We start from the raw sequence: 25,934 nt of genomic DNA, 5'->3' as shown, positions 1-25,934 counted from the left end.
GAGCGGGCCACGTGATTCAAGGCGGAACGAGGCTGCGGCGACTGCCAAGGTGGCCGCAAGACGCACGCGGTGCACCGTGTGGCAGATCGAACTTTTACGAGCTGATGGCGCACCTACGGGTCAGTAAGTCAGGCGACACCCATTGTTCGCATCAAAACGCCATCTTGAATTTTCTGCCGAAGTTGGCAAACACAGGGGCTACAGCCTGCTCAAGCTCTTCCTTGCTGCGCCGCCTGAGCGCCAACCAGCGAGGCTTTATCAGCCGCCACATCACCTCAATGCGGTTGAGCGCAGGGCTTTCGGGTGGCAGGAATTTCAGCGTCACCCCTGCTTTTGCAGCAGTTTGAACGCCGGCTGGATCGATCGCGGCCATCACGTTCAGGCGCTGGCCGCGCGGGACCTCAATGCCGTGGCGCTCGCCGCTGGGTGTCCATGCACTGTGGTTGGGGTGGACCTGAACGAAGCCAGATTCGTCGAAGTAGACCAGCCCAATAGCTCCCGGCGTTGTCTCGCTTTTTTTAGGCAGTGGCGGGGCCGCTTCCACACCAGGCCCTCTTTCTTGAGATACCGGATGAGCGTCTCAACATGGACCGGTGTGCCCTTGAGCGTGCACGCATCTTGGGTGTGAAGTCCCATGGCGAAGGCCTGAAAAATCCAAGGTTCAGTGGTGTGAACATCGACACCAATGTCGAGGACGGCGTGAAGTCCTTGACGCGGCCTCTACGTTGCACTGGGTCCGATAGCATGCAGCAGGGTGGCTTGGCGCCCAGGCGTTTTTGGCCTGCGTAAAGCCCCGGGCGCCTGTGCGGCCATGCGGCTTTCAGATGGTGAGTTCAGCCAAGGAGGAGCGAGGAAAGTCCAGTTCGGGCTCGAGTCCCTCAAAAGGCAAGGTGAAATAGAAGGTGCAGCCCAGGCCGGGCGCACTCTCGGCCCAGATTCGCCCGGCGTGGCGTTCGATGATGCGCTGCGCCAGTGCCAGCCCGGTGCCTGTGCCTTCGAAGTCCATGGAATGGTGCTGGCGCTGGAACATGACGAACAGGTTGTGCGCCTTTTCCAGGTCGAAGCCCACGCCGTTGTCGTGCACATAAAAAGTGCGGCCGCCCACAGGGTTGACCTTCCAGCCCACTTCAATGCGCGCTTTTTCGCGCGGCCGGGTGTATTTCACCGAGTTGTTGAGGAGGTTGCTCCAGGCTTGCGCCAGCAGCATCGCGTCGCCGCGCACGATGGGCAGGTCTTCCTCGATCACCCATTCGATGTTGCGACCGGGATTTTCCTGGCGCAGGTGGGCCATCACGCCTTCCAGCAAGGGCGCCAGCGGCACGGGCTGCGACTCGATGGCCACCCGGCCCAGGCGCGCGTACTCCAGCAGGCCCTCAATCATGTGGCTCATGCGCTTGCTGGCCTTGGACGTGGCGTTCAGATATTGCGTCACGAGTTTGTCGCTGGACCCGCCCAACTGCTCTTGCAGCAAGCTCACGAAACTGGCGATGTGGCGCAGCGGCGCGCGCAGGTCGTGCGAGACCATGTGCGAGAACACGTCGAGGTCTTTGTTGGCGGCCACCAGCTGCTGGGTGCGTTCGGCCACGCGTTTTTCCAGCTCGCGGTTGAGGTCGTTCATCACGTCCTCCAGGCTCTTGGCAGCAGTCATGTCGCGGGTGATGCTGGACAGGCCCTGCAGCTCGCCCGCCTCGTTGCGCAACGCGGTCAACACCGTGTGGGCCCAGAAACGCGAGCCATCGTCGCGTTGGCGCCAGCCACGGGTTTCCCATTGGCCATGGGCCTTGGCCAGGCGCAAGACCTGGCCGGGGTCCACCTCGTCCTCGCCCGCGTTGTCGGTGGACAGCAGGGTCTGGTACGAACGGCCGACCATTTGCGAGCGGCGGTGGCCGTGCAGGCGCTGGGCGCTTTCGGTCCAGTCGGTCACCAGGCCTGATTCGTCGATGAAGTAAATGCAGTAGTCCTGAATGGCGTCCACCATCAGGCGATAGCGCTGTTCGCTCTGGAACAGCTCGGCGCTGCGCTCGCGCACGCGCTCTTCCAGGTCTCGGTTGGCGTCGAGCACAAATTCTTCGGTGCGCCGGCGCTCACTGATGTCGTGCAATTCAATGAAGATGCCTTCCACCACGCCTTGCTGAAAGTCGGGGATGTAGTGAATCTCGTAGTAGTTGCGGGTACCGTCGCTGGCCACGCGCTCGGCTTCAAAGGTTTCCACCTGTCCGCTCAGCGCCGCAGCCACGCGCGGCAAGATTTCCGGCAGCAGGTCAGGGCGCACCACCTGGCTCAGGTGCGAGCCCACCATGTCGCTGGCCAGCTTGCCGTAGCGCGAGGCGTGGGCGGTGTTGGCAAAGCGGCAGATCAGGTCTTTGTCGTAATAGGCCAGGCGGGCAGGAATGCGGTCGGTAATGGTTTGCAGGAAGCCCTCGTGAGCCACCACACGCTGTTCGGCGGCTTTGCGCTCGCTGATGTCGACCAGCATGGTGTTGCTGTGCACGAAGTTGCCTTCGACGTCGCGCACCGCCGTCGAAGAAAACAGGGCATGGAAGCGGCTGCCGTCTTTGCGGCGCACCTCGATCTCCATGGCCTCGGTGCGCCCGCTTTGCAGCAGGATCTCCAGGCGGTCTTGCATCACCGGGCGCCATGACGGGTCGATGAGGTCAAAAATATCGAGCTGACCGAGCGCCTCTTCCCGGCTGTAGCCCAGCCAGCCCAGCAAGGTCTCGTTGAGTTTGACGAACCGGTGGTTGGCGTCCAGCGACAGGTAGCCGCAGGGGGCGTGTTCATAAAGCGATTGCGCTTGGTCGAGCGCTTGCTGGAGGTCACGTGTCCGTTCGTCAACCCGTCGCTCCAGATCGGTATGCGCGTCGCCGGTCTGTTCCGGTTGGAAAGAGGTGTCCATGTTTCAAGGCTCCAGATCGTTGCAATGCACGGCTGTAAAAGTCCGTACATGGGTTATCGGAAGTCTTTAGAGAAAATTCAGGCTTGTTACCCTTTGGCCCTCGCCAGCCCTCGCAAGGGACAACCAAAAAGCCCCTGCGCACAGGCCAGGGGCTTTTTTGAAAGGTCGCTCACTTGCGGGTGCGCTCTTTTTTTTTTGGGCGGCTGCCAGGGTGCGGCTGTGTTGCGCAGGCCGCAGTGGCTGGCCCGCCTGGAACCCTGCCCGCCGTGTTAGAGGCCGGCGGCGGCGCGCAGGGCGGCGGCCTTGTCGGTGCGTTCCCAGGTGAATTCGGGCTCTTCGCGGCCAAAGTGGCCGTAGGCGGCGGTCTTTTGGTAGATCGGGCGCAGCAGGTCCAGCATCTGGATGATGCCTTTGGGGCGCAGGTCGAAGTGTTCGTTCACCAAGGCGGCAATTTGTTCGTCCGGGATCACGCCCGTGCCCTCGGTGTACACCGTCACGTTCATGGGCTTGGCCACACCAATCGCGTAGGCGACCTGTATCTGGCACTGCTTGGCCAGCCCGGCCGCCACGATGTTTTTGGCCACGTAACGCGCCGCGTAAGCCGCGGAGCGGTCCACCTTGCTGGGGTCTTTGCCACTGAAAGCGCCGCCGCCGTGCGGGCAGGCGCCGCCGTAGGTGTCCACAATGATCTTGCGCCCGGTCAGGCCACAGTCGCCCTGCGGGCCACCAATGACAAAACGGCCGGTTGGGTTGATGAGGTAGCGGGTGTTTTGCAGCCATTCTTTGGGCAGCACCGGCTTGATGATTTCTTCGATGATGGCTTCAATGAAGCTGTCCTTCATCTTGGTCGGGGTCTCGGACTGGTCGGGGCTGTGCTGGGTGGACAACACCACCGTGTCGATGCTGTGGGGCTTGCCGTCCACGTAACGCATGGTCACCTGGCTCTTCGCGTCGGGGCGCAAGAAAGGCAGGCGGCCGTCTTTGCGCAGCTGGGCCTGGCGCTCCACCAGGCGGTGGGCGTAATAAATGGGCGCAGGCATCAGCTCGGGCGTCTCGTCGCAGGCGTAGCCAAACATCAGGCCCTGGTCGCCGGCGCCAATGTTCAGGTGGTCGTCTGAAGCATGGTCCACGCCTTGGGCAATGTCGTTGCTTTGCTTGTCGTAAGCCACCAGCACCGCACAGCCTTTGTAGTCAATGCCGTATTCGGTGTTGTCGTAGCCAATGCGCTTGATCGTGTCGCGCGCCACCTGGATGTAGTCCACGTGGGCGTTGGTGGTGATTTCACCGGCCAGCACCACCAGACCGGTGTTGGTCAGCGTCTCGGCGGCCACGCGGCTGCGGGGGTCTTGCGCAAAGATCGCGTCAAGGATCGCGTCGGAAATCTGGTCAGCCACCTTGTCGGGGTGGCCTTCAGAGACGGATTCGGAAGTGAAGAGGAAATCGTTCGCCATATAAACTCCAAAGTTGGTGGATCGGCGTTGCCGGTCTGTCAGAGTTCGGCGAACGCTTTAGCGGAATTTGTGAATCGCCCCGCAATTAGTTCAGTAACTCGGCGATGACGCGATTTTAGATCAAGCTTTTGTCGCGGTTGTTCTTTGTTGCTCCAAGGCACCGAGCCTGTGGGGCCATGTTTTGGCTGTGCCGTGGACGCTTTCATCCGTTTTCTCTTTGTGCTCTTGAGCAAGTTGCCGCTCCCGCTGTTGCACGCCGGGGGCTGGCTGCTGGGCTGGCTGAGCTTTCTGTTGTCGGGGCGCTACCGCCGCCGTTTGCTCGACAACGTACGCCAGGGCGGCTTTTCTGTGGGCGTGGTCCTGGCTTCTGTGGGCGAGGCTGGCAAGATGGTGGCGGAGCTGCCCCGTTTGTGGCTGGGTCGCCCGGTGCGCGTGGGCTGGGAAGGCGCTGCGCACATCGAGGCCGCGCAGGCCCATGGTGTGGGGGTGTTGTATCTCACGCCACACCTGGGCTGCTTTGAAATCACGGCGCAGGCGCTGGCCGAGCGGTTTGGTGAACACATGCCGATCACGGTGCTGTACCGCCCGGCGCGCCAGCCGTGGCTGCGAGATCTGGTGGCCAACGCCCGCAACCGGCCGGGCTTGCACACTGCGCCCACCACGCTCGCGGGCGTCAAACAACTCATCAAGGCGCTCAAGTCGGGGCAGGCGGTGGGTTTGTTGCCCGACCAGGTGCCGCCCGAGGGGCAGGGCGTTTGGGCGACCTTTTTTGGCCGCGACGCCTACACCATGACGCTCTCAGCCCGCCTGGTTCACAGCGCCAAGGCGCAGCCGGTGTTGATCTGGGGCGAGCGCCTGAGCTGGGGGCGCGGTTTCCTGGTGCACGTGCGCCCCTTTGACCCCACCCACATGGCGCCCATGGCCACCGACGCCACACAGGCCGCGCAACAGATCAACCACGCGATGGAAGCGCTGGTGCGCGAATGCCCGCAGCAATACCTGTGGTCTTATGCGCGCTACAAAAAACCTGCCGGTGCCAAGGGCGCTGAGCCGGGCACCGGCCACTGACTTCCCACCGCAAGCCATCCCTTATGCCGACTTCTTCTCCCGTTCCTGCCGATCCGACACCCCGCGTGGGCTGGGTGAACCGTCTAGGCCTTGGCTTCATGCGCCTGCTGGCGCACCTGCCTTTGCCCTGGGTTCGTTCGCTAGGCTGGCTGGTTGGCCAGCTCTTGCATGGGGTGGCGGGGCGCCGCCGACGCATCGCACGCACCAACTGGGCGCTGTGTTTTCCGCACGACAGTGAAGCCGAGCGCAACCGTGCCGTGCGCCAGCATTTTGTGTTTTTTGTGCAGGCCTGGCTCGACCGCAGCTGGCTCTGGGAAGCCGACGAGGCCAAGGTTCGGACGCGTTTGCGCCTGGTCGGCGCTACCGATGAATTGCAGGGCAATGCTCCCACGGTCATCTTTGCGCCGCATTTTGTGGGGCTGGACGCCGGCGGCACCGCGCTCGCGCTTTTTGCGCCCAGGGCATTCATCAGCGTGTACGCCGAGCAAGCCAACGAGGCGGTGGACGGCTGGATTCGCGCAGGCCGGTTGCGCTATGGCGCTGTGAAACTGGTCGGTAAGCACCAAGGATTGCGCCCAGTGGTGCAGGCGGTGCGGGCGTCGGAGGTGCTGTATTTGCTGCCCGACATGGACATGGGGCCCTCGGAGTCGGTGTTTGTGCCGTTCTTTGGGGTGTCAACCGCCACTGTGCCCACGCTGCCCCGCCTGGCGCGTCTGGGGCAGGCCAAGGTGGTGCCGGTGGTCAGCCGCATCACCCCTTGGGGCTACGACGTGGAGGTGTTGCCCGCCTGGCCGGACTACCCGGGGCCCGACGCGCAGGCCGACACCGCCCTGATGAACCAGCGCCTGGAAACCATGATCCAGACCATGCCCGAGCAGTATTACTGGGTGCACAAGCGTTTCAAGACCCGCCCGCCGGGCGAGCCCCCGGTTTACGGCCAGGACTGAAACCCCGGTTGGCTCCAGAGCTCGGCAAAGCCCGGCTCGTCCACAAAAGTCAGTCGAGTGACTCGGGCTCGGGTTCCTGATCCGAATCAACGTCGGCGTCGGGTTCAGCCGCCTCACCCTTGGCATTTTTGGTGGGTGCGTGAGACCACTGCCAGAGCAATTGAGCCACCTCATCAAGCCCTTGCTTTTTCAGGGCTGAAAATAGCATGGCCTCACCGCCACCGCTTTGCAGCTTGGCGATCGACAGGGCTTTGGCCGCTTCGGAGCGGCTGAGCTTGTCCGACTTGGTCAGCAGCACCAAGAACTTCAGGCCAGCCTGTACGCGCGGTCGGATCACGTCGAGCAATATTTCATCCAGCTCGGTCATGCCCAGGCGCGGATCAATCAGCAACACCACGCCTGTCAGGTTTTCGCGGGTCATCAGGTAGTTGCCCATCACGCGCTGCCAGCGCAGCTTGGCTTCGCGGGGCACGGCCGCATAGCCGTAGCCCGGCAAATCGGCCAGCACCGCGTCGTGCACGCCCTGCTTGCCCAGTGAAAATAGGTTGATGCTCTGTGTGCGACCCGGCGTTTTGGATGCAAACGCCAGCCGTTTTTGCTGCGTCAGTGTGTTGATGCAGGTCGACTTGCCCGCGTTAGAGCGCCCGACAAAGGCAATTTCTGGGAGGTCAAGCGCCGGCAGGTGTTCCAGCTGCGGAGCGGTGGTGAGGAAGCGGGCGGTGTGCAGCCAGCCATGGGCAATCTTGGCCTCCACGGTGGCGGGCACCTGGTTCACGGTGGCGGGCACCTGGTTTTTTCCAGCGTTGGGTTGTTCGGCCATGGCGGCCGGGGCGTCATGGGACGGCGAATCGGAGGGGGGGGCTGGAGTGTGGTGTTGGGTCATTTGGGGTTTTCCCGGTGGGGCATTGTAAAATTGATGGGCTTAGAACAAAACTACCGCGAATCTCTTCAACCGAACCCGTCGCCACCGACGTCAGCCCAGACATGAAATTGCCTGTTTCACTCCTTTGCGCCGCTGCCGCTGCAGCCCTGTCGTTCAGCGCCTATGCCCAATCGGCCAAGCCCGATTTGGCCAAAGGTGCGGCCTTGTATGGCCAGGTGTGTGTGGCCTGCCACGCCGCCGACGGCAATTCGACCACGCCGATCAACCCGACATTGGCACAGCAGCACCCCGAGTACCTCATCAAGCAATTGCATGAGTTCAAGTCGGGCAAGCGCGACAACGCCATCATGAAGGGTTTTGCAACCGCACTGTCCGATGATGACATGCGCAACATCGCCTTCTGGCTGGCGGACCAAAAAGCCAAGACCGGCTTTGCGCAAGAAAAAGACCTGGTGCGACTGGGCGAGCGCATTTACCGCGGCGGCATTGCCGACCGCCAGATCGCCGCTTGTGCCGGTTGCCACAGCCCCAACGGCGCGGGCATTCCTTCGCAGTACCCCCGTCTGTCGGGTCAGCACGCGGAGTACACGGCCAGCCAGCTGAATGCTTTCCGAAGCGGCGCGCGCAACAACAACGCACAGATGACCGGTGTTGCAGCCAAGATGAACGACCTTGAGATCAAGGCGGTGTCCGACTACATCGCCGGACTGCGCTGAGCTTCGGTCTGGGTCAAGTCCCCGCAACGGGCGGGGATATAAGCAAACGTTAATATTTAACGTCACAATGCAAAAGAAACCTCTTTTGCGTTGAACCGCTGACCAAAAATCACATCACATCAGGGCGAGTTCTGGGGTAACCAGACCCGCCCTTTTTGTTGCCCTTCACCTTCAGCTTTTTTTCATGACCGTCTCCACCCAAGGCATGCAGATCAAAACCAGCTCGCGCGTGGCCAGCGAGATGGTGGAACTGCTGTCGTCCATGCGTTTCGCCATCTCGCTGCTGACGGTGATCTGCATCGCCTCGGTGATCGGCACCGTGGTCAAGCAACATGAGCCTGCCAACAACTATGTGAACCAATTCGGTCCTTTCTGGGCCGATGTGTTTGGCAGCGCCAGCCTGTTTTCGGTCTACAGCGCCTGGTGGTTTTTGCTGATTTTGGCCTTTTTGGTCTTGAGCACCAGCCTGTGCATCATCCGCAACACGCCCAAGATTTTTTCGGACTTCAAGGCCTACAAAGAAAACATCCGCGAGCAAAGTCTCAAGGCATTTCCGAGCCGCGCCGAAGCCGCTTTGAGCGAAGCTCCTGAAGCAGCCGCCAACCGCATCGGCCAGTCTTTGCTGGGTGCTGGCTGGAAGGTAAAGTTGCAATCGCGCAACACCGTTGGCGGTACCGGCTGGATGGTGGCCGCCAAAAAAGGCGTGGCCAACAAAGTGGGTTACCTGGCCGCGCACAGCGCCATCGTGCTGGTGTGTATTGGTGGCCTGCTGGACGGAGACCTCATCGTTCGCACCCAGATGCTGTTCAACGGTAAAACGCCGTTCACCGGTGGCGGCCTGATCGCCGATGTGCCGGTTCAGCACCGCTTGTCAGCCAACAACCCCACGTTCAGGGGCAACCTGCTGGTGACCGAGGGCACCACCGCCAGCACGGCCATCTTGGCTCAACCGACCGGCGTGATCCTGCAAGACCTGCCGTTCTCTGTCGAGCTGAAGAAATTCATCGTCGAGTATTACGACACAGGCATGCCCAAGCTGTTTGCCAGCGACATCGTCATCCACGACCATGAAACGGGTGAGAAGAAGGAGGCGCGCGTCGAGGTGAACCACCCTGCCAGCCACCGCGGCATCAACATTTACCAGTCGAGCTTTGACGACGGTGGCTCCAAAGTCACCCTGCAGGCCATGCCCATCAACGGCCCTGCCAAGGCCTTTGAGGTTTCCGGCGTGATCGGCAGTACCAGCGCGTTGACCAATGGCGACGACAAAATGACGCTGGAATACACCGGGCTGCGGGTGATCAACGTGGAGAACTTTGCGGAGGTGGCGGGTGCTTCTGGTGTGGACGTGCGCAAGGTGGACCTGCGGACGTCCATCGAGAGCCGCCTCGGCTCGGGTCACAAGACGGTGACTGAAAAAACGCTGCGCAACGTGGGCCCCAGCATCACCTACAAGTTGCGCGACGCCGCGGGCCAGGCGGTCGAGTACCACAATTACATGCTGCCCATGGAGCTGGACGGCGCGCGCATGTACCTGCTGGGTATGCGCGACACGCCGTCGGAGCCGTTCCGGTACCTGCGTGTGCCGGCCGATGCGCAGGACAGCATGGACGATTTTGTGCGCCTGCGTTCGGCGCTGGCCGACCCTGTCATGCGTGACCTGGCGGTGCGCCGCTACGCCGTGTCGGCGGTGGAAGAGGGCCGGCCTGAACTGGCCGAAGCGCTGCAGGCGTCTGCCAGCCGCGCAATCGGTCTGTTTGCCGGGGCTGAAGCGGTGGACGCGCCCGCTGCGGACACACAGGGCCGCGCAACGGTGAAGGGCGGCTTGCAAGCGGTGTCGGCTTTTCTGGAGGTCAATGTGCCCGAGGGCGAGCGCGAGCGGGCCAGCGACGTGCTGGTGCGCATCCTCAATGGCACGTTGTTCGAACTGATGCAGATCAGCCGCGAACGCGCTGGTTTGGCGCCGCTGGAGCGCAACGAAACCACCCAGCGTTTCATGACCACGTCCGTGATCAGTTTGAGCGACGCATTTTTCTACCCCGCACCCATGACGTTCCAGCTCAAAGACTTTGAGCATGTGCAGGCCAGCGTCTTCCAGGTGGCGCGCGCGCCGGGCCAAAATATTGTGTACTTGGGTTGTCTGTTGCTGATCCTGGGCGTTTTTGCGATGCTGTACGTGCGCGAGCGGCGGGTGTGGGTGTGGTTGTCGCCAGCTGGCGAACGCGCGTCACAGGCCCAGATGGCGCTGTCGTCCAACCGCAAGACGATGGAATCTGACCAAGAGTTTGAAGTTTTGAAGAGCCAATTGCTGAAGGTGAACCCATGAACACTGCCACTGCGAACCGCACCATTGAGCTGAAGAACAACGGTTCCGGCGCCACGCCGGGTTATTTTGCCCGCCGCAACCTGTGGGACTGGCTGTTCGCGGCCATCCTTGTGGCCGGCGCCGCCTGGGCGTTTTTGCAATACGACCATGCGATGAACGGCTACGAAAAGGCCATTCTGGTCGGTGCCGTGCCGTCCATGGTCTGGCTAGGCTGGTTTTGGCGTCCTTTGCGCCTGCTTTCTGTGGTGGTGGGTGCGCTGGCTTTGCTGGCTATCTGGTTGTACCAGACGCCCGAGGGTACGGCTGACTTGGCGCGGGCTGATCAGGCGTTCCTGCTCAAGTACTTCATCTCCAGCCAGTCCGCGATTCTCTGGATGAGCGTGCTCTTTTTCATGAGCACCATCTTTTACTGGGTGGGCATGCTGACCCGGGCTGGCGATGCCTTCGAGTCCCTGGGTTCGCGCATGGCCTGGGTGGCCGTGACGCTGGCGCTGGTGGGCACCATGGTGCGCTGGTACGAAAGCCACCAGATTGGCCCGGACATTGGCCACATTCCGGTCAGCAACCTCTACGAAGTGTTTGTCCTGTTTTGCTGGATGACGACGCTTTTTTATCTCTATTACGAAGACCAGTACAAGACCCGTTCCATGGGTGCTTTCTCCATGCTGGTGGTGAGCGCTGCGGTGGGCTTTCTGCTCTGGTACACCTTGGTGCGTGAGGCCCATGCCATTCAGCCCCTGGTGCCTGCCCTGCAGAGCTGGTGGATGAAGGTGCATGTGCCGGCCAACTTTGTGGGCTACGGCACTTTCGCCATCGCCGCCATGCTGGCGTTTGCTTACCTGATCAAACAAAGCGCCTCCGAGACCCGCTGGTACAAGCTGGCGCCTTTGTGGCTGCTGGGTATCGTGCTGTGTCTGGAGCCCTTGGTGTTCCGCCAGTCGGCGCTCGAAAAAGGTGGCAGTTATTGGTTCGTTTACTTCGGTATTTCTGCTCTCGTCGTGGCGGCGATCCTGTTCGGCCGCCGTCGGATTGCCGAGCGCCTGCCCAGCTTTGAAGTGCTGGACGACGTGATGTACAAAGCCATTGCTGTAGGTTTTGCCTTCTTCACCATCGCCACTGTACTCGGCGCTTTGTGGGCTGCAGAGGCCTGGGGTGGCTACTGGAGTTGGGACCCGAAAGAAACCTGGGCGCTGATCGTCTGGCTGAACTACGCGGCCTGGCTGCACATGCGGCTGATGAAGGGCCTGCGCGGCACGGTAGCCGCCTGGTGGGCGCTGGTGGGCTTGGCCATCACCACGTTTGCTTTCCTGGGTGTGAACATGTTCCTCTCAGGTCTGCACAGCTACGGCGAACTGTGACCCACAAGCTGGGCTGCCTCTGGTGCTCAGGGGTTGTCCAGCTTCCTGCGCACCAGATGGCAGGAACTTTGTAAGAATGATCCTGTTCCGAAGACTCATTTGGAACCCAGGAGCTACTCATGATCATTCGCCTTAACCACAACGGGTTCCAGTACCCCGTTCCCAGTGACATCACTTCGCCGTCTGACTACGTCGGACGGCGTGCCCTGCTGCAGCGGCTGGCGTTGGGTGCTGGTGGTGCGGCCTTGGCCGGTTGGGCCTCGCGCGATGCGCTGGCCCAGGCGAGCGTTCCCCGCCCGGGCCGGCTGGCCGCACTGAATGCCACCCGTTCGCCGGTGGTGGGCGCCAGCACCGTTGAGACGGTGACCACGTACGAAAACGCATCCACGTACAACAACTTCTACGAGTTCGGGACCGACAAGTCGGATCCCGCCGCCTATGCCAAGGCGTTCAAGACCAGCCCCTGGACGGTGTCGGTGGAGGGCTTGGTCAACAAGCCCAAAACTTACGGGCTGGAGGAACTCCTCAAGCTCGCACCCATGGAGGAGCGCATCTACCGCCTGCGCTGTGTCGAAGGCTGGTCCATGGTGATTCCGTGGGTGGGCTATTCGTTGGCCGCGCTCATCAAACAGGTGCAGCCACAGGGTAGCGCCAAGTATGTGGAGTTTGTGACCCAGGCCGATGCCAAGACCATGCGCGGGCTCGCCTCGGGCGGGTTGGATTGGCCCTACACCGAAGGTCTGCGGCTCGATGAGGCCATGCATCCGCTGACCCTGCTGGCTTTTGGCATGTATGGCGAGGTGTTGCCCAACCAGAACGGGGCGCCGCTCCGTTTGGTGGTGCCCTGGAAATATGGTTTCAAAAGCGGCAAGTCACTGGTCAAAATTCGCTTCACCGACAAGGAGCCGCGAACCGCCTGGAACGTGGCGGCACCGCAGGAATACGGTTTTTATTCCAACGTGAATCCCGACGTGTCACATCCCCGCTGGAGCCAGTCCACCGAGCGTCGCATCGGCGAAGAGGGCGGCTTGTTTGCCAAACGCCGAAAGACCCTGATGTTCAACGGCTACGAGCCGCAAGTGGGGCAGCTGTACGCCGGCATGGACTTGCGCAAGCTCTTTTGATGCAGGTGAGCGCTTCGGGGCGGCTGGTGCCTGTTGGCTTTTGAAGCCGTGGCGGCCGCGAGACACCCCGCTGGCCAGCGCAGCGCCAGCGCCTCTGCTGTGCACCGTTGCCTGACGCACCCCATAGCCAAACCGGTGGTGTTCGTGCTGGCTTGCCTGCCCTTCGCCTGGTTGTTGTGGGCGGCGGTGGCTGATCAGCTTGGCGCCAACCCGGCAGAGGCCTTGATCCGCTCGCTGGGTGACTGGAGCTTGCGTTTTTTGGTGCTGGTGCTGGCCATCACCCCATTGCGTGTGCTGGCTGGCTGGCCTGCATTGGCCCGCTTTAGGCGCATGCTGGGCCTTTTCGTGTTCTTCTATGTCTGCATGCACCTGCTGGCCTATGCATGGTTTGACATGGGTTTTGACCCGGCTGCTATGGTGCTGGATGTGATCAAACGTCCGTTCATTCTGGTGGGTACGACCGCCTGGTTGCTGCTGTTGCTCATGGCCGCCACGTCATTCAACCGCGCGATACGTGCCTTGGGTGCCCGGCGTTGGCAGCTGCTGCACCGCAGTGTGCATGTGGTTGCCGCACTGGCGGTGTTGCATTTTTTCTGGATGCGCAGTGGCAAGAACGATTTCAATGAAGTGGCCGTTTACGCAGCCATCCTGGGCGCATTGCTGGGCTGGCGTTTGTGGCGGCGCTACGGCCGCCGGCCGCCGGCCTAATGGGGGTTCTGTGCTGCCTGGCCGCTTGTGCCGTGGTGCGTCAGGGCAGCAGGCTTTCAAAGCGCAGTTGGTCGGTGGCGCTTTCCCGTGCGCGGATGAGGGTGGCGGTTTCCCCGTCCACCAACAGTTCCGCCGCACGGCCCCGGGTGTTGTAGTTGCTGGCCATGCTCATGCAATAGGCGCCGGCCGACATCACCGCCAGCAAATCGCCCGCTTGCACGGCCAACGCCCGGTCGCGTCCTAGCCAGTCACCGCTTTCGCACACCGGGCCCACCACGTCCCAGACGGCGGTGGGCCCGGTGCGGGGTGCCAGCGGCACGATCTGGTGAAACGCCTGGTACATGGCGGGACGGGGTAGGTCGTTCATGGCCGCGTCCACAATGAGGAAATGCTTTTGCTCACCCGGCTTCAGGTACAGCACCTCGGTCACGCAGACACCCGCATTGCCCACCAGCGACCGGCCGGGCTCAATGAAAATCTTGCGGTCGCCATAGCCTCTGGTGTCCAGTTTGCGCAGCAGGCGCAGCCACAATTCGTCGGCTTCGGGGGGCGTGTCGCCGTTGTAGTCGATGCCCAGACCACCACCAAAGTCAATGTGCGCAATGGGCACGCCTGCGGCTTCAATCGCTTGCACCAAGTCCAGAATGCGGTCCATCGCGTCCAGGTACGGGTCGGCCTGGGTGATTTGTGAACCAATGTGGCAGTCAATGCCCACCACCCGTAGGCCCGCACACGACGCCGCGTGGCGGTAGGTGGCGACGACGTCCTCGTGGGCAATGCCAAATTTGTTGCCTTTCAGACCGGTAGAAATATAGGGGTGTGTTTTGGCGTCCACGTTGGGGTTCACGCGCACACTCACCGGCGCGCGCAGGCTCATGCTTTTCGCCACTTCGTCCAGCACATCCAGCTCGGCGCGGCTCTCCACGTTGAAGCAGCCAATGCCCACGTCCAAGGCCCGGCGCATTTCAGCACGGGTCTTGCCAACGCCCGAAAAAATGACCTTGGAGGGCTCTACCCCTGCGGCCAGCGCCCGTTCAAGTTCGCCGCCCGATACGATGTCCAGACCGCATCCGGCACGTACCAGGGTTTGCAAAATAGCCAGTGTTGAGTTGGCCTTCATGGCGTAGCAGATCTGGTGCGCGCGGCCTGCCAGGCCCCGCTGGTAAGCGCCCAAGGCCGCCAGAATGGCGGCCTTGCTGTAAACGAAGAGCGGTGTGCCGTGTCGCTGGGCCAGCGCACTCAGCGCCAAGCCTTCGACCATGAGTTGTCCGTTCTGGTACGTGAAAAACGGGGGGAGTGTCGCGGGCACAGCGCCGAAAGTGGTGGGCATAAAGGGGGTTTTCGCTGAGAGGGTGGGGCGGCTAACCAGGGTTGCTGATCGGCATGAAGCGGCCCGGCAAGTGTGGCGGTGGCGGTCAGCGCCCGGTGGTGGTGGCGTTGGTGGGGTCCGTGTTCGCGGTGCTGCTGGGAACATCTGTTGCCTGCGGGGATGCACTGGCGGACGGTGACAAAAAGAGAGGGCCCTTTTGGCCGCAGCCCGACAGCAGCAACCCGGCGCCCAGCAGGGCGGCAAGGACGAGTGGTCTCCCTGCCCTTGCAGTGGCGCCTAGAATTCGGTGCAAATCCAACATGAGCCCATTGTAATGACCGACATTGAATTTCAGGACCGCGCCGAGGCGCTGCTGCGGGCCGTTGAGCTCACCTGCGATCGCATCAACGACACCACCGATGCCGACATCGACAACCAGCGCGTGGGGGGCATGATCACATTGACCTTTGCCAACCGCAGCCAGATCATCATCAACCTGCAAAAACCGCTGCACGAGGTGTGGATGGCCGCCCGCGCGGGTGGTTTCCATTACCAGTACGACGGCGCCGCCTGGATGGACACCAAGGGCCAGGGTGAGTTTTTTGCCAGCCTTTCGCGCTATGCCAGCGAACAGGCCGGTTTACCGCTGGTTTTCAGTTTCTAAACAGGTCAAGAATGCTGCGACGGTCCTCTGGCTCCATCGCGGGTTCAGAGCTGCCAGCTTGATCGGGCGAAGACGGATCGCCAGACGCAGCACCCGGTAGGGGGTCACTCAAACCCAATCCTCGAACCCCGTTGCCAGGCCCGAATTCTTCGAAATACCATTCCCCTCCCACATTGATCAAGCCAGAGGGCGGCGTGTACTCGGCCACCGGCACGTCTTTGAGCGCTTCAGCCATGTAGCTGATCCAGATCGGCAAACTCAGTCCGCCACCCGTTTCGCGGCTACCGAGATTGCGTGGCGTGTCGTAGCCTACCCATGCGGCGGCCACCACGGTCGGCTGGTAGCCCACAAACCAGGCATCCACCGAATCGTTCGTGGTGCCGGTTTTTCCATACAGGTCTGGGCGCTTCAGCGTGGCCTGTGCGCGGGCGGCCGTCCCGGTGCGTGTGATCTCTTGCATCAAGCTGCTCATGACGAAAGCATTGCGTTCGTCGATGGCGCGCTGCGACGCCGCGAGCTCGACCGTGGGTGCCTCAAAAAGCACCTTGCCTTTGTGCTCCACAACGCGGGTGATCAGCGTGGGCGAAACACGGTACCCGCCGTTGGCAAATACCCCGTAGCCTGCGGCCATTTGCATGGGCGTGACCGAGCCCGCGCCCAGCGCCATCGTGAGGTACGGGGGGTGCTTCTCGGCGTCAAACCCGAAGCGCGAGACCCACTCCTGAGCACTTTGCGTGCCCACGACTTGCAGCACACGGATCGACACCATGTTTTTGGACTTGGCCAGGGCGCGGCGTACCGACATGGGACCTTCAAAACGGCCGTCATAGTTCTTGGGCTCCCAGGGCTTACCGCCCGTTTGACCGGCGCTGTAAAACAAGGGTGCATCATTGATCACAGTCATGGGCGAAACGCCCTTTTCCAGCGCCGCTGAATAGATAAAAGGCTTGAAACTCGATCCGGGCTGGCGCCAAGCCTGCGTCACGTGGTTGAACTTGTTTTTCTGAAAGTCGAACCCGCCCACCAGGGCCTGAATGGCACCTGTGCGTGGGTCTAGCGCCACGAAGGCCGACTCCACTTCCGGCAACTGGCTGATACGCCAGCTTTTTTCACCGCTTTTAACAACGCGGATCACGGCGCCCGGGCGAATTTTGATGTTGGGCCCAGCCTTGTCGGACAAGCCTGACTGCGCTGGACGCAGGCCCTCACCCGCGATTTCAAACGGCTCGCCATCTTGCCGAACCGCCACAACCCGGCGGGCGCTGGCCTCCAGCACCACGGCTGACATCAGGTCGCCGTTGTCGGGTCGATCGTTCAGTGCGTCATCAATCGCATCGTCCCGTGCGGCTTTGTTCGATGGCAAATCGACGAACAACTCAGGACCCCGGTAAACCTGGCGCCGTTCGTAGTCCAGCACGCCTTCGCGCACGGCGCGGTAAGCCGCCTGCTGCTCCCGGGAGCGCAATGTGGTGGTCACATTCAACCCGCGCGTGTAAGCCTCTTCCCCGTATTGCGCCACCATGGCCTGGCGCACCATTTCAGCCACAAATTCGGCATGAATGGTGGGTTGAACACCCGTCTGGCGCAACTTGAGTGGCTCTGTTTTCGCGGCATCGGCCTCTGCCTCGGTGATGAAGCCGTTTTCGAGCATGCGGTCAATGATGTGCAGCTGGCGGCTGCGTGCACGCTTGGGGTTGCTAACGGGGTTGTAAGCAGACGGTGCCTTGGGCAAGCCAGCCAGCATCGCTGCTTCTGCAACCGTCACATCTTTCAATGGCTTGCCAAAGTAGGTCTGGGAGGCCGTGGAAAAGCCGTAAGCGCGCTGTCCCAGAAAAATCTGGTTCATGTAGATCTCAAGGATCTGTTCCTTCGTCAGCATGTGCTCCAGCTTGAACGTGAGCAACACCTCGTAAATCTTGCGGGTGTAGCTCTTTTCCGCTGAAAGATACACATTGCGGGCCACCTGCATCGTGATGGTTGAAGCACCCTGACTCTTGGCTTGCCCCAAATTGGCCAGCGCAGCGCGCATCATGCCGCGGTAGTCGACCCCGCTGTGCTCAAAAAACCGTGCATCTTCAATCGCCAGCACGGCGTTCTTCATCACGTCCGGTATTTCACGGATCGTCAGCAGGTTGCGGCGTTCTTCGCCGAACTCGCCGATCAACTGTCCATCGGCCGTGAGCACCCTCAACGGCAGTTTGGGCCGGTAGTCGGCTAAGTCGGCCACATCGGGCAGGTTTGGGTAGGCCACAGCCAATGCGATGCCGATCGCCATCAAAAGCCCCACGCCAGCAGCCACCGTCAGTCCGGCCAGACCCACCGCAAGGCGACCGATCCAGATGACCAACACACGTCCCGCAGATACTGGGGAGGAATAATTTTTAGGAGCGGCGCGTTCGTCTTTGGGCATGCGGAAGATCTGTCGTTCGGTAGCGAATTATAAAAATCGCGCGGTTATGGGGGCGTCAGTGCAAGCACCCATATTGTGAGTTGTTGTGTATTTGTGGCCTTATGTATCATCGTGAGCTGGGAAACTGATCAAAAATACGTATGCTTTTGACAACGCTTCCCCGGGCGCCAAAAGTGAAAAATCTTTGCCGCACAAGGGGCTTGCTGCTAGCATTCAAGTGAATTGTTAAGTCTGGCGTACCGTTGCGCCGTCATTTTTGGGGGACGCCTTGATCTCATTGGGGTCGTTATTTAGCCGGGAACCGGCACCGATGCTGGGTATTGACGTCAGTTCGTCCAGTGTGAAGCTGGTGGAGCTTGGGCGAAATCGCGCTGGCGATCTGGTCCTTGAGCGTTGCGCCATCGAGCCCCTGGAGCGCGGCTGGATCACCGACGGCAACATCGAAAAATTTGAAGAAGTGGCCGAAGCGGTGCGGCGGGTGGTACGAAAAAGCGGCAGCAAAACCAAAAATGTCGCACTGGCGCTGCCTGCATCGGCCGTCATCACCAAAAAAATCATTCTGCCCGGTGGTCTGTCAGACAAAGAGCTGGAAGCCCAAGTCGAATCCGAGGCAAATCAGTACATCCCTTTCTCCCTCGACGAGGTGAGTCTGGACTTTTGCCTGATCGGCCCCAGCGCCAGCTCGGTGGGCGATGTCGAGGTACTCATTGCCGCATCTCGCAAAGAGAAGGTGTCTGATCGTCAAGGTCTTGCCGAGGCTGCTGGCCTCAAGCCCGTTGTGATGGATGTTGAGTCCTACGCTTCGCGCATGGCAGCTGGGCGGGTCATCGAAACGCTGCCCAATCAAGGTGTCGATTCACTGGTTGCCTTGTTCGAAGTGGGCGCCTTGACCACCAGCATGCAGGTCATGCGCAACGACGATGTGCTGTACGAACGCGACCAAGCTTTCGGCGGTGCGCAGCTCACCCAGCTCATCGTTCGCCAATACGGCTTTTCTTCGGATGAGGCGGAAGCCAAAAAGCGTTCCGGCGATTTGCCGGAAGATTACCAAGCGGCTGTTTTGGGGCCGTTCATCGAGAGCATGTCGCAAGAAATTGGGCGAGCGCTTCAGTTTTTTTTCACGAGCACGCCGTTCAACAAGGTTGACCACATCCTTTTGGCCGGGGGCAGTGCCGCATTGCCGGGGCTCACCGATGCGGTCACCCAGCAAACGTCGTTTGCCTGCATGGTGATCAATCCTTTCGACGCCATGGAAATGGCCTCAACTGTGCATGCACGAAAAATATCTCGTGAAGCGCCCTCATACCTAACCTCAACAGGCTTGGCCTTGCGGAGGTTTTACCAATGATTTTGATCAATCTGTTGCCTCACCGGGAGGCGGCCAGAAAGCGGCAAAAAGAGCAATTTTTTACCCAGTTGGGTCTTTCGGCACTGCTCGGTGGCATTATTTGCGGCGCAGTTTTTTCTTGGTATCAGGGCCAAATAGCCACCCAGCAAGAGCGCAACAGTTTTCTTCAGAGCGAGATAGCCAAGCTTGATCTAGAGATCAAAGACATAGCTAGCCTGCAAAAAGAAATTGCCTCATTGCGCGCGCGCCAGACAGCTGTCGAAGATCTTCAGGGTGACCGCAACTTGCCCGTGCACCTGTTGGACGAGTTGGTGGCTCAGCTGCCCGACGGCATTTACCTCAGTAGCATGAAGCAGGAAAACCAGAGCGTGTTGCTCACCGGTGTTGCGCAATCTCAAGAGCGGGTTTCTGAGCTGTTGCGCAATCTGGGCAACAACAGCCCGTGGTTGAGCCGCCCCGAACTGGTCGAAATTGTGGCGTCCAATGTGGCCGGCCCCAACAAAGAGCAGCGGCGCGTTTCCAACTTCACCATTCGCGTGGCGCTGGTTCGCCCGTCAACCGCAGCCACCACGGCCTCTGGCAACGCCACGACTGCGCCTGTCGTGCCTGGCAAAGTCTGATTGAGGCACCGACGCACCATGGCCAACATGCCCAAGATCAACGTCGATTTCAAAGTAGTCCAAGAACAATTCAAAAGCCAGTTTTCAGGCCTTGATCCCAACGACCCGTCCCAGTGGCCGGCGCTGCCGCGCAACCTTTTGTACATAGCGGTCTGTGTGGCTGTGATCGCGGGGCTGTGGTTCGCCTGGCTCAAAACTTCTGATGAAGAATTGCTGGCAGAAAAAACCCGAGAAGAGCAACTGCGCACAGACTACCGCGGCAAACTGGTGCAAGCTGTCAACCTTGATGCGCTTAAAAAGCAACTGGAGCAGGTGCAGCAATACGTGACGCAGCTGGAGCGCCAGTTGCCCAGCAAGGCCGAAATGGATGCGCTGTTGTCCGACATCAACCAGGCTGGCTTGGGTCGCAGCCTTCAGTTCGAGTTGTTTCGTCCAGGCCAAGTGCTGGTGAAAGAGTACTACGCCGAGCTGCCTATTGAAGTTCGGGTGACTGGCAGCTATCACGACATGGGCCTTTTTGCGGCTGATATTGCCAACCTGTCCCGCATTGTGACCCTCAATAACCTCACGCTGACCCCCATCAGGGACCGCGACGGTATGCTCACCATGGACTGCACTGCCAAGACGTTCCGCTATCTGGACCCTGAAGAAGTGGCCATTCAGCAAAAGTCCAAAGAGGTTAAAAATTGATGCAGGCAAAGAACCTTTCGCTGGCGCTGGGCACAAGCTGCCTGGTTGCGTTGGCAGGCTGTACTGGCTCAGGTCAGGACGAGTTGCAGGGGTGGATGCAATCCGAGCGCAATGCTATAAAACCTCAAGTAACACCCATACCTGAACCCACCAAATTCATCCCGCAAACCTACAGCGGTGAGCGAATGATGGAGCCCTTCAGCAGTGAGAAGCTGGCGAGTGTGATGCGCGGTAGTCCGGCAACCACGATCGCCAACTCGGCACTCATAGAGCCAGAGCTTAACCGCCGCAAGCAGCCGCTGGAAGCCTACCCACTCGATGCCATGAGTATGGTGGGCAGCATGAACCGCCAAGGGCAATTGGTTGCACTCGTCAAGGTGGACAATTTGCTCTACCAAGTGCGGACTGGGAGCTATTTGGGCCAGAACTACGGGCGCGTGAACAAAATTACGGAAACCGGTGTCACGCTGCGAGAAATCGTGCAGGACTCCGCCGGTGAATGGATCGAGCGCCCCGCGGCGCTGCAGCTACAAGAGGAAGCGTCTAAATGATCAAGCCCAATATGGCAAAAAAATTCGGCGTCTGGGAGCGCTCACTGCTCAGGAGCGCTATCTTCGCCTCCATGGCTCTCACCACCGTTTGGGCCCAAGCCCAAAATGCCATCCAGTCGCTAACCGGTGGCGTTCAAGGCGGCGTGGAGGTCATTCGCATTGAAACCAGCGAAGCCCTGACTGCCGTGCCCACCGGCTTCACCATTCAGGCGCCTGCCCGCATTGCCTTGGACTTTCCCGGCGTGGTCAACAATATCGGTCGAAACACCATCGAAATGAACCAGGGCAACCTGCGGTCAGCCAATGTGGTGCAAGCTGGTGATCGAACCCGTGTGGTGATCAACCTGAAGCAACCGGCAGCCTACCAGGCCAAAGTGGAAGGCAAATCCCTCATCGTTGTTCTTAACCGGTCCGATGCCATCGTTGCCGCGCCAGCCACCCAGGCCACCTTTGCCGAAAGCCGCAACCGCGACACCGTGGCACTCAAAGAGATTGATTTTCGCCGTGGCGTTGGTAACTCAGGCCGCATCGTGGTGGATTTGGCCAACAACCAAGTGGGTGTGGACATTCGCCAGCAAGGTCAAAACCTGGTGGTCGATTTCCTGAAAACTTCATTGCCCGAAGGTTTGCGCCGGCGTCTGGACGTAACCGACTTCGGCACGCCAGTACAAACCGTCACCACCTCGCAAACAGGTGACCGTGTTCGCATGGTCGTAGCACCCAAAGGCAACTGGGAGCACTCGGCTTACCAGAGCGACAACCAGTTTGTGCTTGAAGTGCGCGAGCAAAAAGTTGACCCTTCCAAACTGACGCAGGGGCCAGGGTACAACGGCGAGAAATTGTCGCTGAACTTCCAGAACATCGAAGTTCGTTCGCTGCTGCAAGTCATAGCCGATTTCACCAACTTCAACGTGGTCACATCCGACTCCGTGTCCGGTGCAGTGACCCTCCGTCTGAAAGACGTGCCTTGGGATCAGGCGCTTGATATTATTTTGCAGGCCAAAGGCTTGGGCATGCGCAAATCGGGCAACGTGCTCTGGATAGCACCCAAAGACGAAATTGCAGCCCGCGAAAAACAAGAGCTTGAATCCAAAGCTTCGATCGAAAGCCTGGAAACCGTGCGTACGCAAGGCTTCCAGATGAACTACGCCAAGGCTGCTGATATTGCAACGCAAATTACCGGCAGTGGCTCGGGCGGCACCACCAACAGCGCCCGTATCCTGTCTCCGCGCGGCAGTGTCATTGCGGAACCACGCACCAACCAGCTTTTTGTGACTGATATTCCCTCCAAGCTGGAGCAGGTGCAAGACCTCATCGCCCGCCTTGACATTCCCATTCGCCAAGTGTTGATTGAAGCGCGTATCGTTGAAGCCGATGACCGCTTTGGCCGATCGCTCGGCGTGCGGCTCGGCGGCAGCGACCTGCGCGGTATTCGGGGTGGCGACGCTGGTTATTCCGTGGGCGGAACCAACCGCATCGCCATTGGTGGTAGCTACAACGCCGTGTCCAGTACCACGCTGGAAAGTGAAAATACGCTGGACACCATCAACACGTCCTTCGTGAACCTCCCTTCAACGGGTGCCGGAGGCTTTGCACCAGCCGCTTTCGCTATTTCCCTGTTCAGTTCTGCGGCCAACCGCTTTCTGAACCTCGAAATTTCAGCACTGGAAGCCGATGGCCGAGGAAAAATTGTCTCCAGCCCACGGGTGGTCACTGCCGACCAAGTGAAAGCGTTGATCGAGCAGGGCACGGAATATCCCTACCAGACCGCAACGTCCAGCGGTGCCACCGCCATATCGTTTCGCAAGGCCAACCTGAAACTGGAAGTTACCCCGCAGATCACGCCCGAAGGCAGCATCATTTTGGACGTGGACGTGAACAAAGACAGCCGTGGCGAAACCACTGCTGCGGGTATCGCCATCAACACCAAGCACATTCAAACGCAGGTGCTGGTTGAAAACGGTGGAACCGTGGTGATTGGCGGTATTTTTGAGTTGATTGAAATTGACGATACGACCAAAGTTCCCCTGCTGGGTGATTTGCCTGTGTTGGGCAATTTGTTCAAAAACAAAAGCAAGACGTCTAACAAGTCGGAGTTGCTGGTGTTCATCACGCCACGCGTGATCTCTGATCGTGGTGTGATGCGCTGAGACTGACCGTCGGGGTCATAACGTTTTCTGAAAGTGAACAAAAAAATGAAGCTGTTGAAGATAATAGGGAGTGTACTGTTGGTGTCTGTATTGGCTGCTTGCGGCGGCGGTGGCGGTAACCCTGGTTCTACAGTAGGTGGTGCAACTGATGCTGGTGCAACCGGAGGTGTTGATTCTGGCGTTGATTCATCAACGGGCACTCCTACCCTGGTCGTCACGATTGTCAATCAGTTAGGAGTTCCAATTAACAGCATTTCTGTGGGTGGCGGATTTGTTGCGCGAGCCACCTTAAGAGATGCAGCTGGTGCAGTCGTCCCCAATACAGTCATCACTTTCAATTTAAACGGTGCAAGCATCGCGACTTTGGCTCCGACGACGGCGCTTACCAATTCCTCAGCAGGTGTGGCCGAAGTCGCTATTGCACCGGCCTCACTGTCCAGTGTGGGGGCTGCCACGCTATCGGGTTCAGCAGATTTGGCTGGTACTACTGTTTCTGGCAGTGTTGATTTTTCAGTGGATGCAGCTAGTTTGAGCTTGACTGCTATCACGGCGGGATCTCTCAATCTAACTTCGGGCGGCAACACATCCTTGGCTACAACTGCCTTAGTGGGTGGGTTGCCTTCTACTGGCGTTCCTGTCAATATTACTTACACCGCATCGTGCGGCCGTATCAATGGCTCGTTGTTACCAGGTGGTGTCAGTGTTACTACCAACGGTAGTGGTGTTGCGCCCGCTACTTACACGGCGGTTGCGCCAGATGGTTCGCTGTGCAGCGGAGTTATCACAATCTCAGCTTCCAGCGCTGGCGCTACTCCACAATCGATGTCTTTGAACGTTGCTGCGCCTAGCGCCAGTGCCGTGACTTTCGTTTCGGCAACGCCTGCTCAAATTTTCGTAGCTGGATCTGGTGCAGTGGAGCAGGCTATCGTTAGTTTTCGAGTGCTCTCCTCCGCTGCAACAGGAATGTCAAACGAAACCGTGACATTCACTCTCCTCGCCAATCCAGGCGGAGTGGGTATTGGGTCCTCTGGTTCCGTGTCTACCGTTACGGTTACCACCGATGCTACTGGCGTCGCGTCAGTTCCCGTTTTTTCTGGGACCATTCCAGGCCCAATCAGATTACGTGCTGCACTGGAGGCAAACCCCAACATATTTGCCGAATCTCAAAATCTGACAGTAGCTTCTGGCCCGCCTTCACAGCGCTTCATGAGTCTGTCCGTGGAAACCTTCAACATCGAAGGTTGGGACATCGACGGAACCAGTACGCGTTTGACCGCGCTTATCGCTGATCGGCAGGGGAATGCCGTTGAAGATGGCACGGTTGTAAACTTCACCACAGAGGGTGGACAAGTGGCGTCCAATTGCGCCACCACGAGAGTGAATAATATTTCTTCGTGCTCGGTGAACTTCATCAGCCAAAATAATCGGCCACTCGATGGTCGGGTGTCGGTGCTGGCATACACTGAAGGCACCAAGGATTACAGCGATGTAAACAGCAACAACAGGTTCGATGCTGGTACAGACGCACTCATCCAAATAGGTGATACGTATCGTGATGACAATGAAGATGGGACTTTTAGCGTAGGTGAATTCAGGATTCCGCGCAGTGTGACTGGTGCTTCTTGTGCTAACTCGGGCGCGCCGTTTCCTTCCATTGCCAACAGTTGTGACACTACCTTGGCGACCACAGTCCGTCAGCAAACCACGATTATGTTCTCATCGTCTTCACCGACTTTGACGTTCGCGCTCGACCGTGTAGACGCTACCGTGCCTGATGGAACGGGTACACGGACTATCTCAATACCAGTTGCGGCGAACTTGGTGGTCGGCAGTGCTGCCCACCCATCGCTTCCCATGCCATCGGGAACCCGTATTGCCGCTACCGCAGTGGACACTAACACCTCCGACGGAGCAAGCTGTGCGGTGAGTTTTGGCCCTACCGGTACGCCGATCCCGAACATTTCCCCAGGCAACTCACCAGCGGCCGATTTGGCGACCCGTCACCAGGTGAGCCTTAGGGACTGTCGTCCCGGTGATCAACTCTTCATAGATGTGACGGCGCCCTCTGGGCTGAAAACGACATTTTCGGTACTACTTTGATCATATCTTTGGTGGGACTCCCCGGCAGTGGCAAGTCCACCGTCGGGAGGCAACTGGCTAGGCGACTGGCCGTTCCCTTCTTTGACTCAGACCACGTGATTGAGCAGCGCATTGGCTGCTCCATCCGTGAGTTTTTTGAGCGTGATGGGGAGGAGCGTTTTCGCGACGTTGAAGAGGCGGTGTTGGACGAGCTAACTCTGGGTGAGCCCTGTGTCTTGTCTACCGGCGGTGGGTCGGTGCTGCGCGCTGTAAACCGAGCGCATTTGCGTGACCGGTGTCAGGTCGTTTACTTGCGCTCCTCACCTGAGGAGGTGTTTCGGCGTCTGCGCAACGACCGCAATCGGCCCTTGCTGCAGGTTGCCGATCCACTGCAGCGTTTGCGTGATCTGTATGCGGTGCGCGATCCTTTTTACCGCGAAACGGCTCATTTTGTGATTGAAACCGGGCGGCCTTCGGTGGCGACGCTGGTGAACATGATTGTGATGCAGTTGGAGTTAGGGGGTGCGGTACCGGTGGGTGTGCTTTCAGAACGCCCGCCGAAGCTGGACTGAGCGAAAAAATTTCTGCCATTTTGGGGTGGGTGAAAGGTGGGGCTTGGTGTTTGACAGCATCACC

22 protein-coding genes are annotated in these 25,934 nt (G+C 59.7%); 15 read left to right on the top strand and 7 right to left on the bottom strand.

Going from position 1 to position 25,934, the window contains the following annotated elements:
• Positions 1 to 151 precede the first annotated feature (151 nt).
• From ACTG4K_RS03955 to metK, 3 genes are all read right to left on the bottom strand, one after another.
• Positions 152 to 544: a transposase gene (locus tag ACTG4K_RS03955; RefSeq protein ID WP_439112890.1), complete on the bottom strand. Its 393-nt coding sequence runs from the start codon at positions 542 to 544 to the stop codon at positions 152 to 154.
• 276 nt (positions 545 to 820) lie between these two features.
• Complete coding sequence (locus tag ACTG4K_RS03950) at positions 821 to 2,896, bottom strand: PAS domain-containing sensor histidine kinase (protein WP_439112889.1); 2,076 nt, start codon at positions 2,894 to 2,896, stop codon at positions 821 to 823.
• A gap of 269 nt (positions 2,897 to 3,165) precedes the next feature.
• Positions 3,166 to 4,347, bottom strand: coding sequence for a methionine adenosyltransferase (gene metK / locus ACTG4K_RS03945; RefSeq protein WP_439112888.1), 1,182 nt, complete (start codon positions 4,345 to 4,347; stop codon positions 3,166 to 3,168).
• 192 nt (positions 4,348 to 4,539) lie between these two features.
• On the opposite strand from metK, the gene ACTG4K_RS03940 reads away from it, so the two are divergent.
• A complete protein-coding gene (locus ACTG4K_RS03940) occupies positions 4,540 to 5,415 on the top strand; it encodes a lysophospholipid acyltransferase family protein (RefSeq protein ID WP_439112887.1) in 876 nt (291 codons plus the stop codon).
• Positions 5,416 to 5,438: 23 nt separating this feature from the next.
• Positions 5,439 to 6,362: an LpxL/LpxP family acyltransferase gene (locus ACTG4K_RS03935; RefSeq protein ID WP_439112886.1), complete on the top strand. Its 924-nt coding sequence runs from the start codon at positions 5,439 to 5,441 to the stop codon at positions 6,360 to 6,362.
• Positions 6,363 to 6,411: 49 nt separating this feature from the next.
• Here ACTG4K_RS03935 and yihA read toward each other — a convergent pair whose 3' ends face one another.
• Positions 6,412 to 7,182 carry a ribosome biogenesis GTP-binding protein YihA/YsxC gene (gene yihA, locus ACTG4K_RS03930; RefSeq protein WP_439112885.1) on the bottom strand — a complete coding sequence of 257 codons (771 nt, stop codon included), beginning with the start codon at positions 7,180 to 7,182 and terminating at the stop codon, positions 6,412 to 6,414.
• A gap of 164 nt (positions 7,183 to 7,346) precedes the next feature.
• On the opposite strand from yihA, the gene ACTG4K_RS03925 reads away from it, so the two are divergent.
• The 5 genes from ACTG4K_RS03925 (at position 7,347) to ACTG4K_RS03905 (ending at position 13,477) form a co-directional block, all read left to right on the top strand.
• Positions 7,347 to 7,961 (top strand): c-type cytochrome, encoded by a 615-nt coding sequence (locus ACTG4K_RS03925; RefSeq protein ID WP_439112884.1) that lies wholly within the window; start codon positions 7,347 to 7,349, stop codon positions 7,959 to 7,961.
• Positions 7,962 to 8,145: 184 nt separating this feature from the next.
• Positions 8,146 to 10,287, top strand: coding sequence for a cytochrome c biogenesis protein ResB (locus ACTG4K_RS03920; protein ID WP_439112883.1), 2,142 nt, complete (start codon positions 8,146 to 8,148; stop codon positions 10,285 to 10,287).
• Positions 10,284 to 11,645: a c-type cytochrome biogenesis protein CcsB gene (ccsB, locus tag ACTG4K_RS03915; RefSeq protein WP_439112882.1), complete on the top strand. Its 1,362-nt coding sequence runs from the start codon at positions 10,284 to 10,286 to the stop codon at positions 11,643 to 11,645. Before ACTG4K_RS03920 ends, ccsB begins: the two co-directional genes overlap by 4 nt.
• Before the next feature lie 119 nt (positions 11,646 to 11,764).
• Entirely contained in the window at positions 11,765 to 12,769 is a 1,005-nt protein-coding gene (gene msrP / locus ACTG4K_RS03910; RefSeq protein WP_439112881.1) for a protein-methionine-sulfoxide reductase catalytic subunit MsrP, read from the top strand.
• Between the two features lie 99 nt (positions 12,770 to 12,868).
• Entirely contained in the window at positions 12,869 to 13,477 is a 609-nt protein-coding gene (locus ACTG4K_RS03905; RefSeq protein ID WP_439113138.1) for a sulfite oxidase heme-binding subunit YedZ, read from the top strand.
• Positions 13,478 to 13,517: 40 nt separating this feature from the next.
• Here the strand turns inward: ACTG4K_RS03905 and lysA are convergent, their stop codons facing one another.
• A complete protein-coding gene (gene lysA / locus ACTG4K_RS03900; protein ID WP_439112880.1) occupies positions 13,518 to 14,807 on the bottom strand; it encodes a diaminopimelate decarboxylase in 1,290 nt (429 codons plus the stop codon).
• 85 nt (positions 14,808 to 14,892) lie between these two features.
• Positions 14,893 to 15,108 (bottom strand): LPS translocon maturation chaperone LptM, encoded by a 216-nt coding sequence (gene lptM / locus ACTG4K_RS03895; protein WP_439112879.1) that lies wholly within the window; start codon positions 15,106 to 15,108, stop codon positions 14,893 to 14,895.
• 12 nt (positions 15,109 to 15,120) lie between these two features.
• On the opposite strand from lptM, the gene cyaY reads away from it, so the two are divergent.
• Positions 15,121 to 15,450 (top strand): iron donor protein CyaY, encoded by a 330-nt coding sequence (cyaY, locus tag ACTG4K_RS03890; RefSeq protein WP_439112878.1) that lies wholly within the window; start codon positions 15,121 to 15,123, stop codon positions 15,448 to 15,450.
• On the opposite strand, the gene ACTG4K_RS03885 is transcribed toward cyaY, so the two are convergent.
• Positions 15,440 to 17,860, bottom strand: a complete 2,421-nt coding sequence (locus ACTG4K_RS03885; protein ID WP_439112877.1) for a penicillin-binding protein 1A — start codon at positions 17,858 to 17,860, stop codon at positions 15,440 to 15,442. The genes cyaY and ACTG4K_RS03885 overlap by 11 nt on opposite strands.
• Before the next feature lie 268 nt (positions 17,861 to 18,128).
• Here ACTG4K_RS03885 and ACTG4K_RS03880 point away from each other — a divergent pair, with 268 nt between their 5' ends.
• Genes ACTG4K_RS03880 through ACTG4K_RS03850 form a run of 7 tightly spaced genes read left to right on the top strand, consistent with a single transcriptional unit; the run spans position 18,129 to position 25,870 of the window.
• Entirely contained in the window at positions 18,129 to 19,208 is a 1,080-nt protein-coding gene (locus ACTG4K_RS03880; protein ID WP_439112876.1) for a pilus assembly protein PilM, read from the top strand.
• Positions 19,205 to 19,828 (top strand): PilN domain-containing protein, encoded by a 624-nt coding sequence (locus ACTG4K_RS03875; protein WP_439112875.1) that lies wholly within the window; start codon positions 19,205 to 19,207, stop codon positions 19,826 to 19,828. The genes ACTG4K_RS03880 and ACTG4K_RS03875 overlap by 4 nt, the downstream gene beginning before the upstream one ends.
• An 18-nt stretch (positions 19,829 to 19,846) precedes the next feature.
• The gene (locus tag ACTG4K_RS03870; protein ID WP_439112874.1) at positions 19,847 to 20,518 is read left to right on the top strand and encodes a type 4a pilus biogenesis protein PilO; all 672 of its coding nucleotides are present in this window, start codon (positions 19,847 to 19,849) and stop codon (positions 20,516 to 20,518) included.
• A complete protein-coding gene (locus tag ACTG4K_RS03865) occupies positions 20,518 to 21,069 on the top strand; it encodes a pilus assembly protein PilP (protein ID WP_439112873.1) in 552 nt (183 codons plus the stop codon). The genes ACTG4K_RS03870 and ACTG4K_RS03865 overlap by 1 nt, the downstream gene beginning before the upstream one ends.
• A gap of 11 nt (positions 21,070 to 21,080) precedes the next feature.
• Positions 21,081 to 23,219 (top strand): type IV pilus secretin PilQ, encoded by a 2,139-nt coding sequence (pilQ, locus tag ACTG4K_RS03860; RefSeq protein WP_439112872.1) that lies wholly within the window; start codon positions 21,081 to 21,083, stop codon positions 23,217 to 23,219.
• Positions 23,220 to 23,264: 45 nt separating this feature from the next.
• On the top strand, positions 23,265 to 25,319 hold the full coding sequence (locus ACTG4K_RS03855) for a hypothetical protein (RefSeq protein WP_439112871.1): 2,055 nt from the start codon (positions 23,265 to 23,267) through the stop codon (positions 25,317 to 25,319).
• Positions 25,316 to 25,870 (top strand): shikimate kinase, encoded by a 555-nt coding sequence (locus tag ACTG4K_RS03850; protein WP_439112870.1) that lies wholly within the window; start codon positions 25,316 to 25,318, stop codon positions 25,868 to 25,870. Before ACTG4K_RS03855 ends, ACTG4K_RS03850 begins: the two co-directional genes overlap by 4 nt.
• Positions 25,871 to 25,934: the final 64 nt, after the last annotated feature.

The organism is Hydrogenophaga sp. (assembly GCF_965657535.1).
GTDB lineage: Bacteria > Pseudomonadota > Gammaproteobacteria > Burkholderiales > Burkholderiaceae_C > Hydrogenophaga.
The sequence above is the reverse complement of the archived record's forward strand: the minus strand, read 5'-3'. Positions and strand labels throughout refer to the sequence as shown.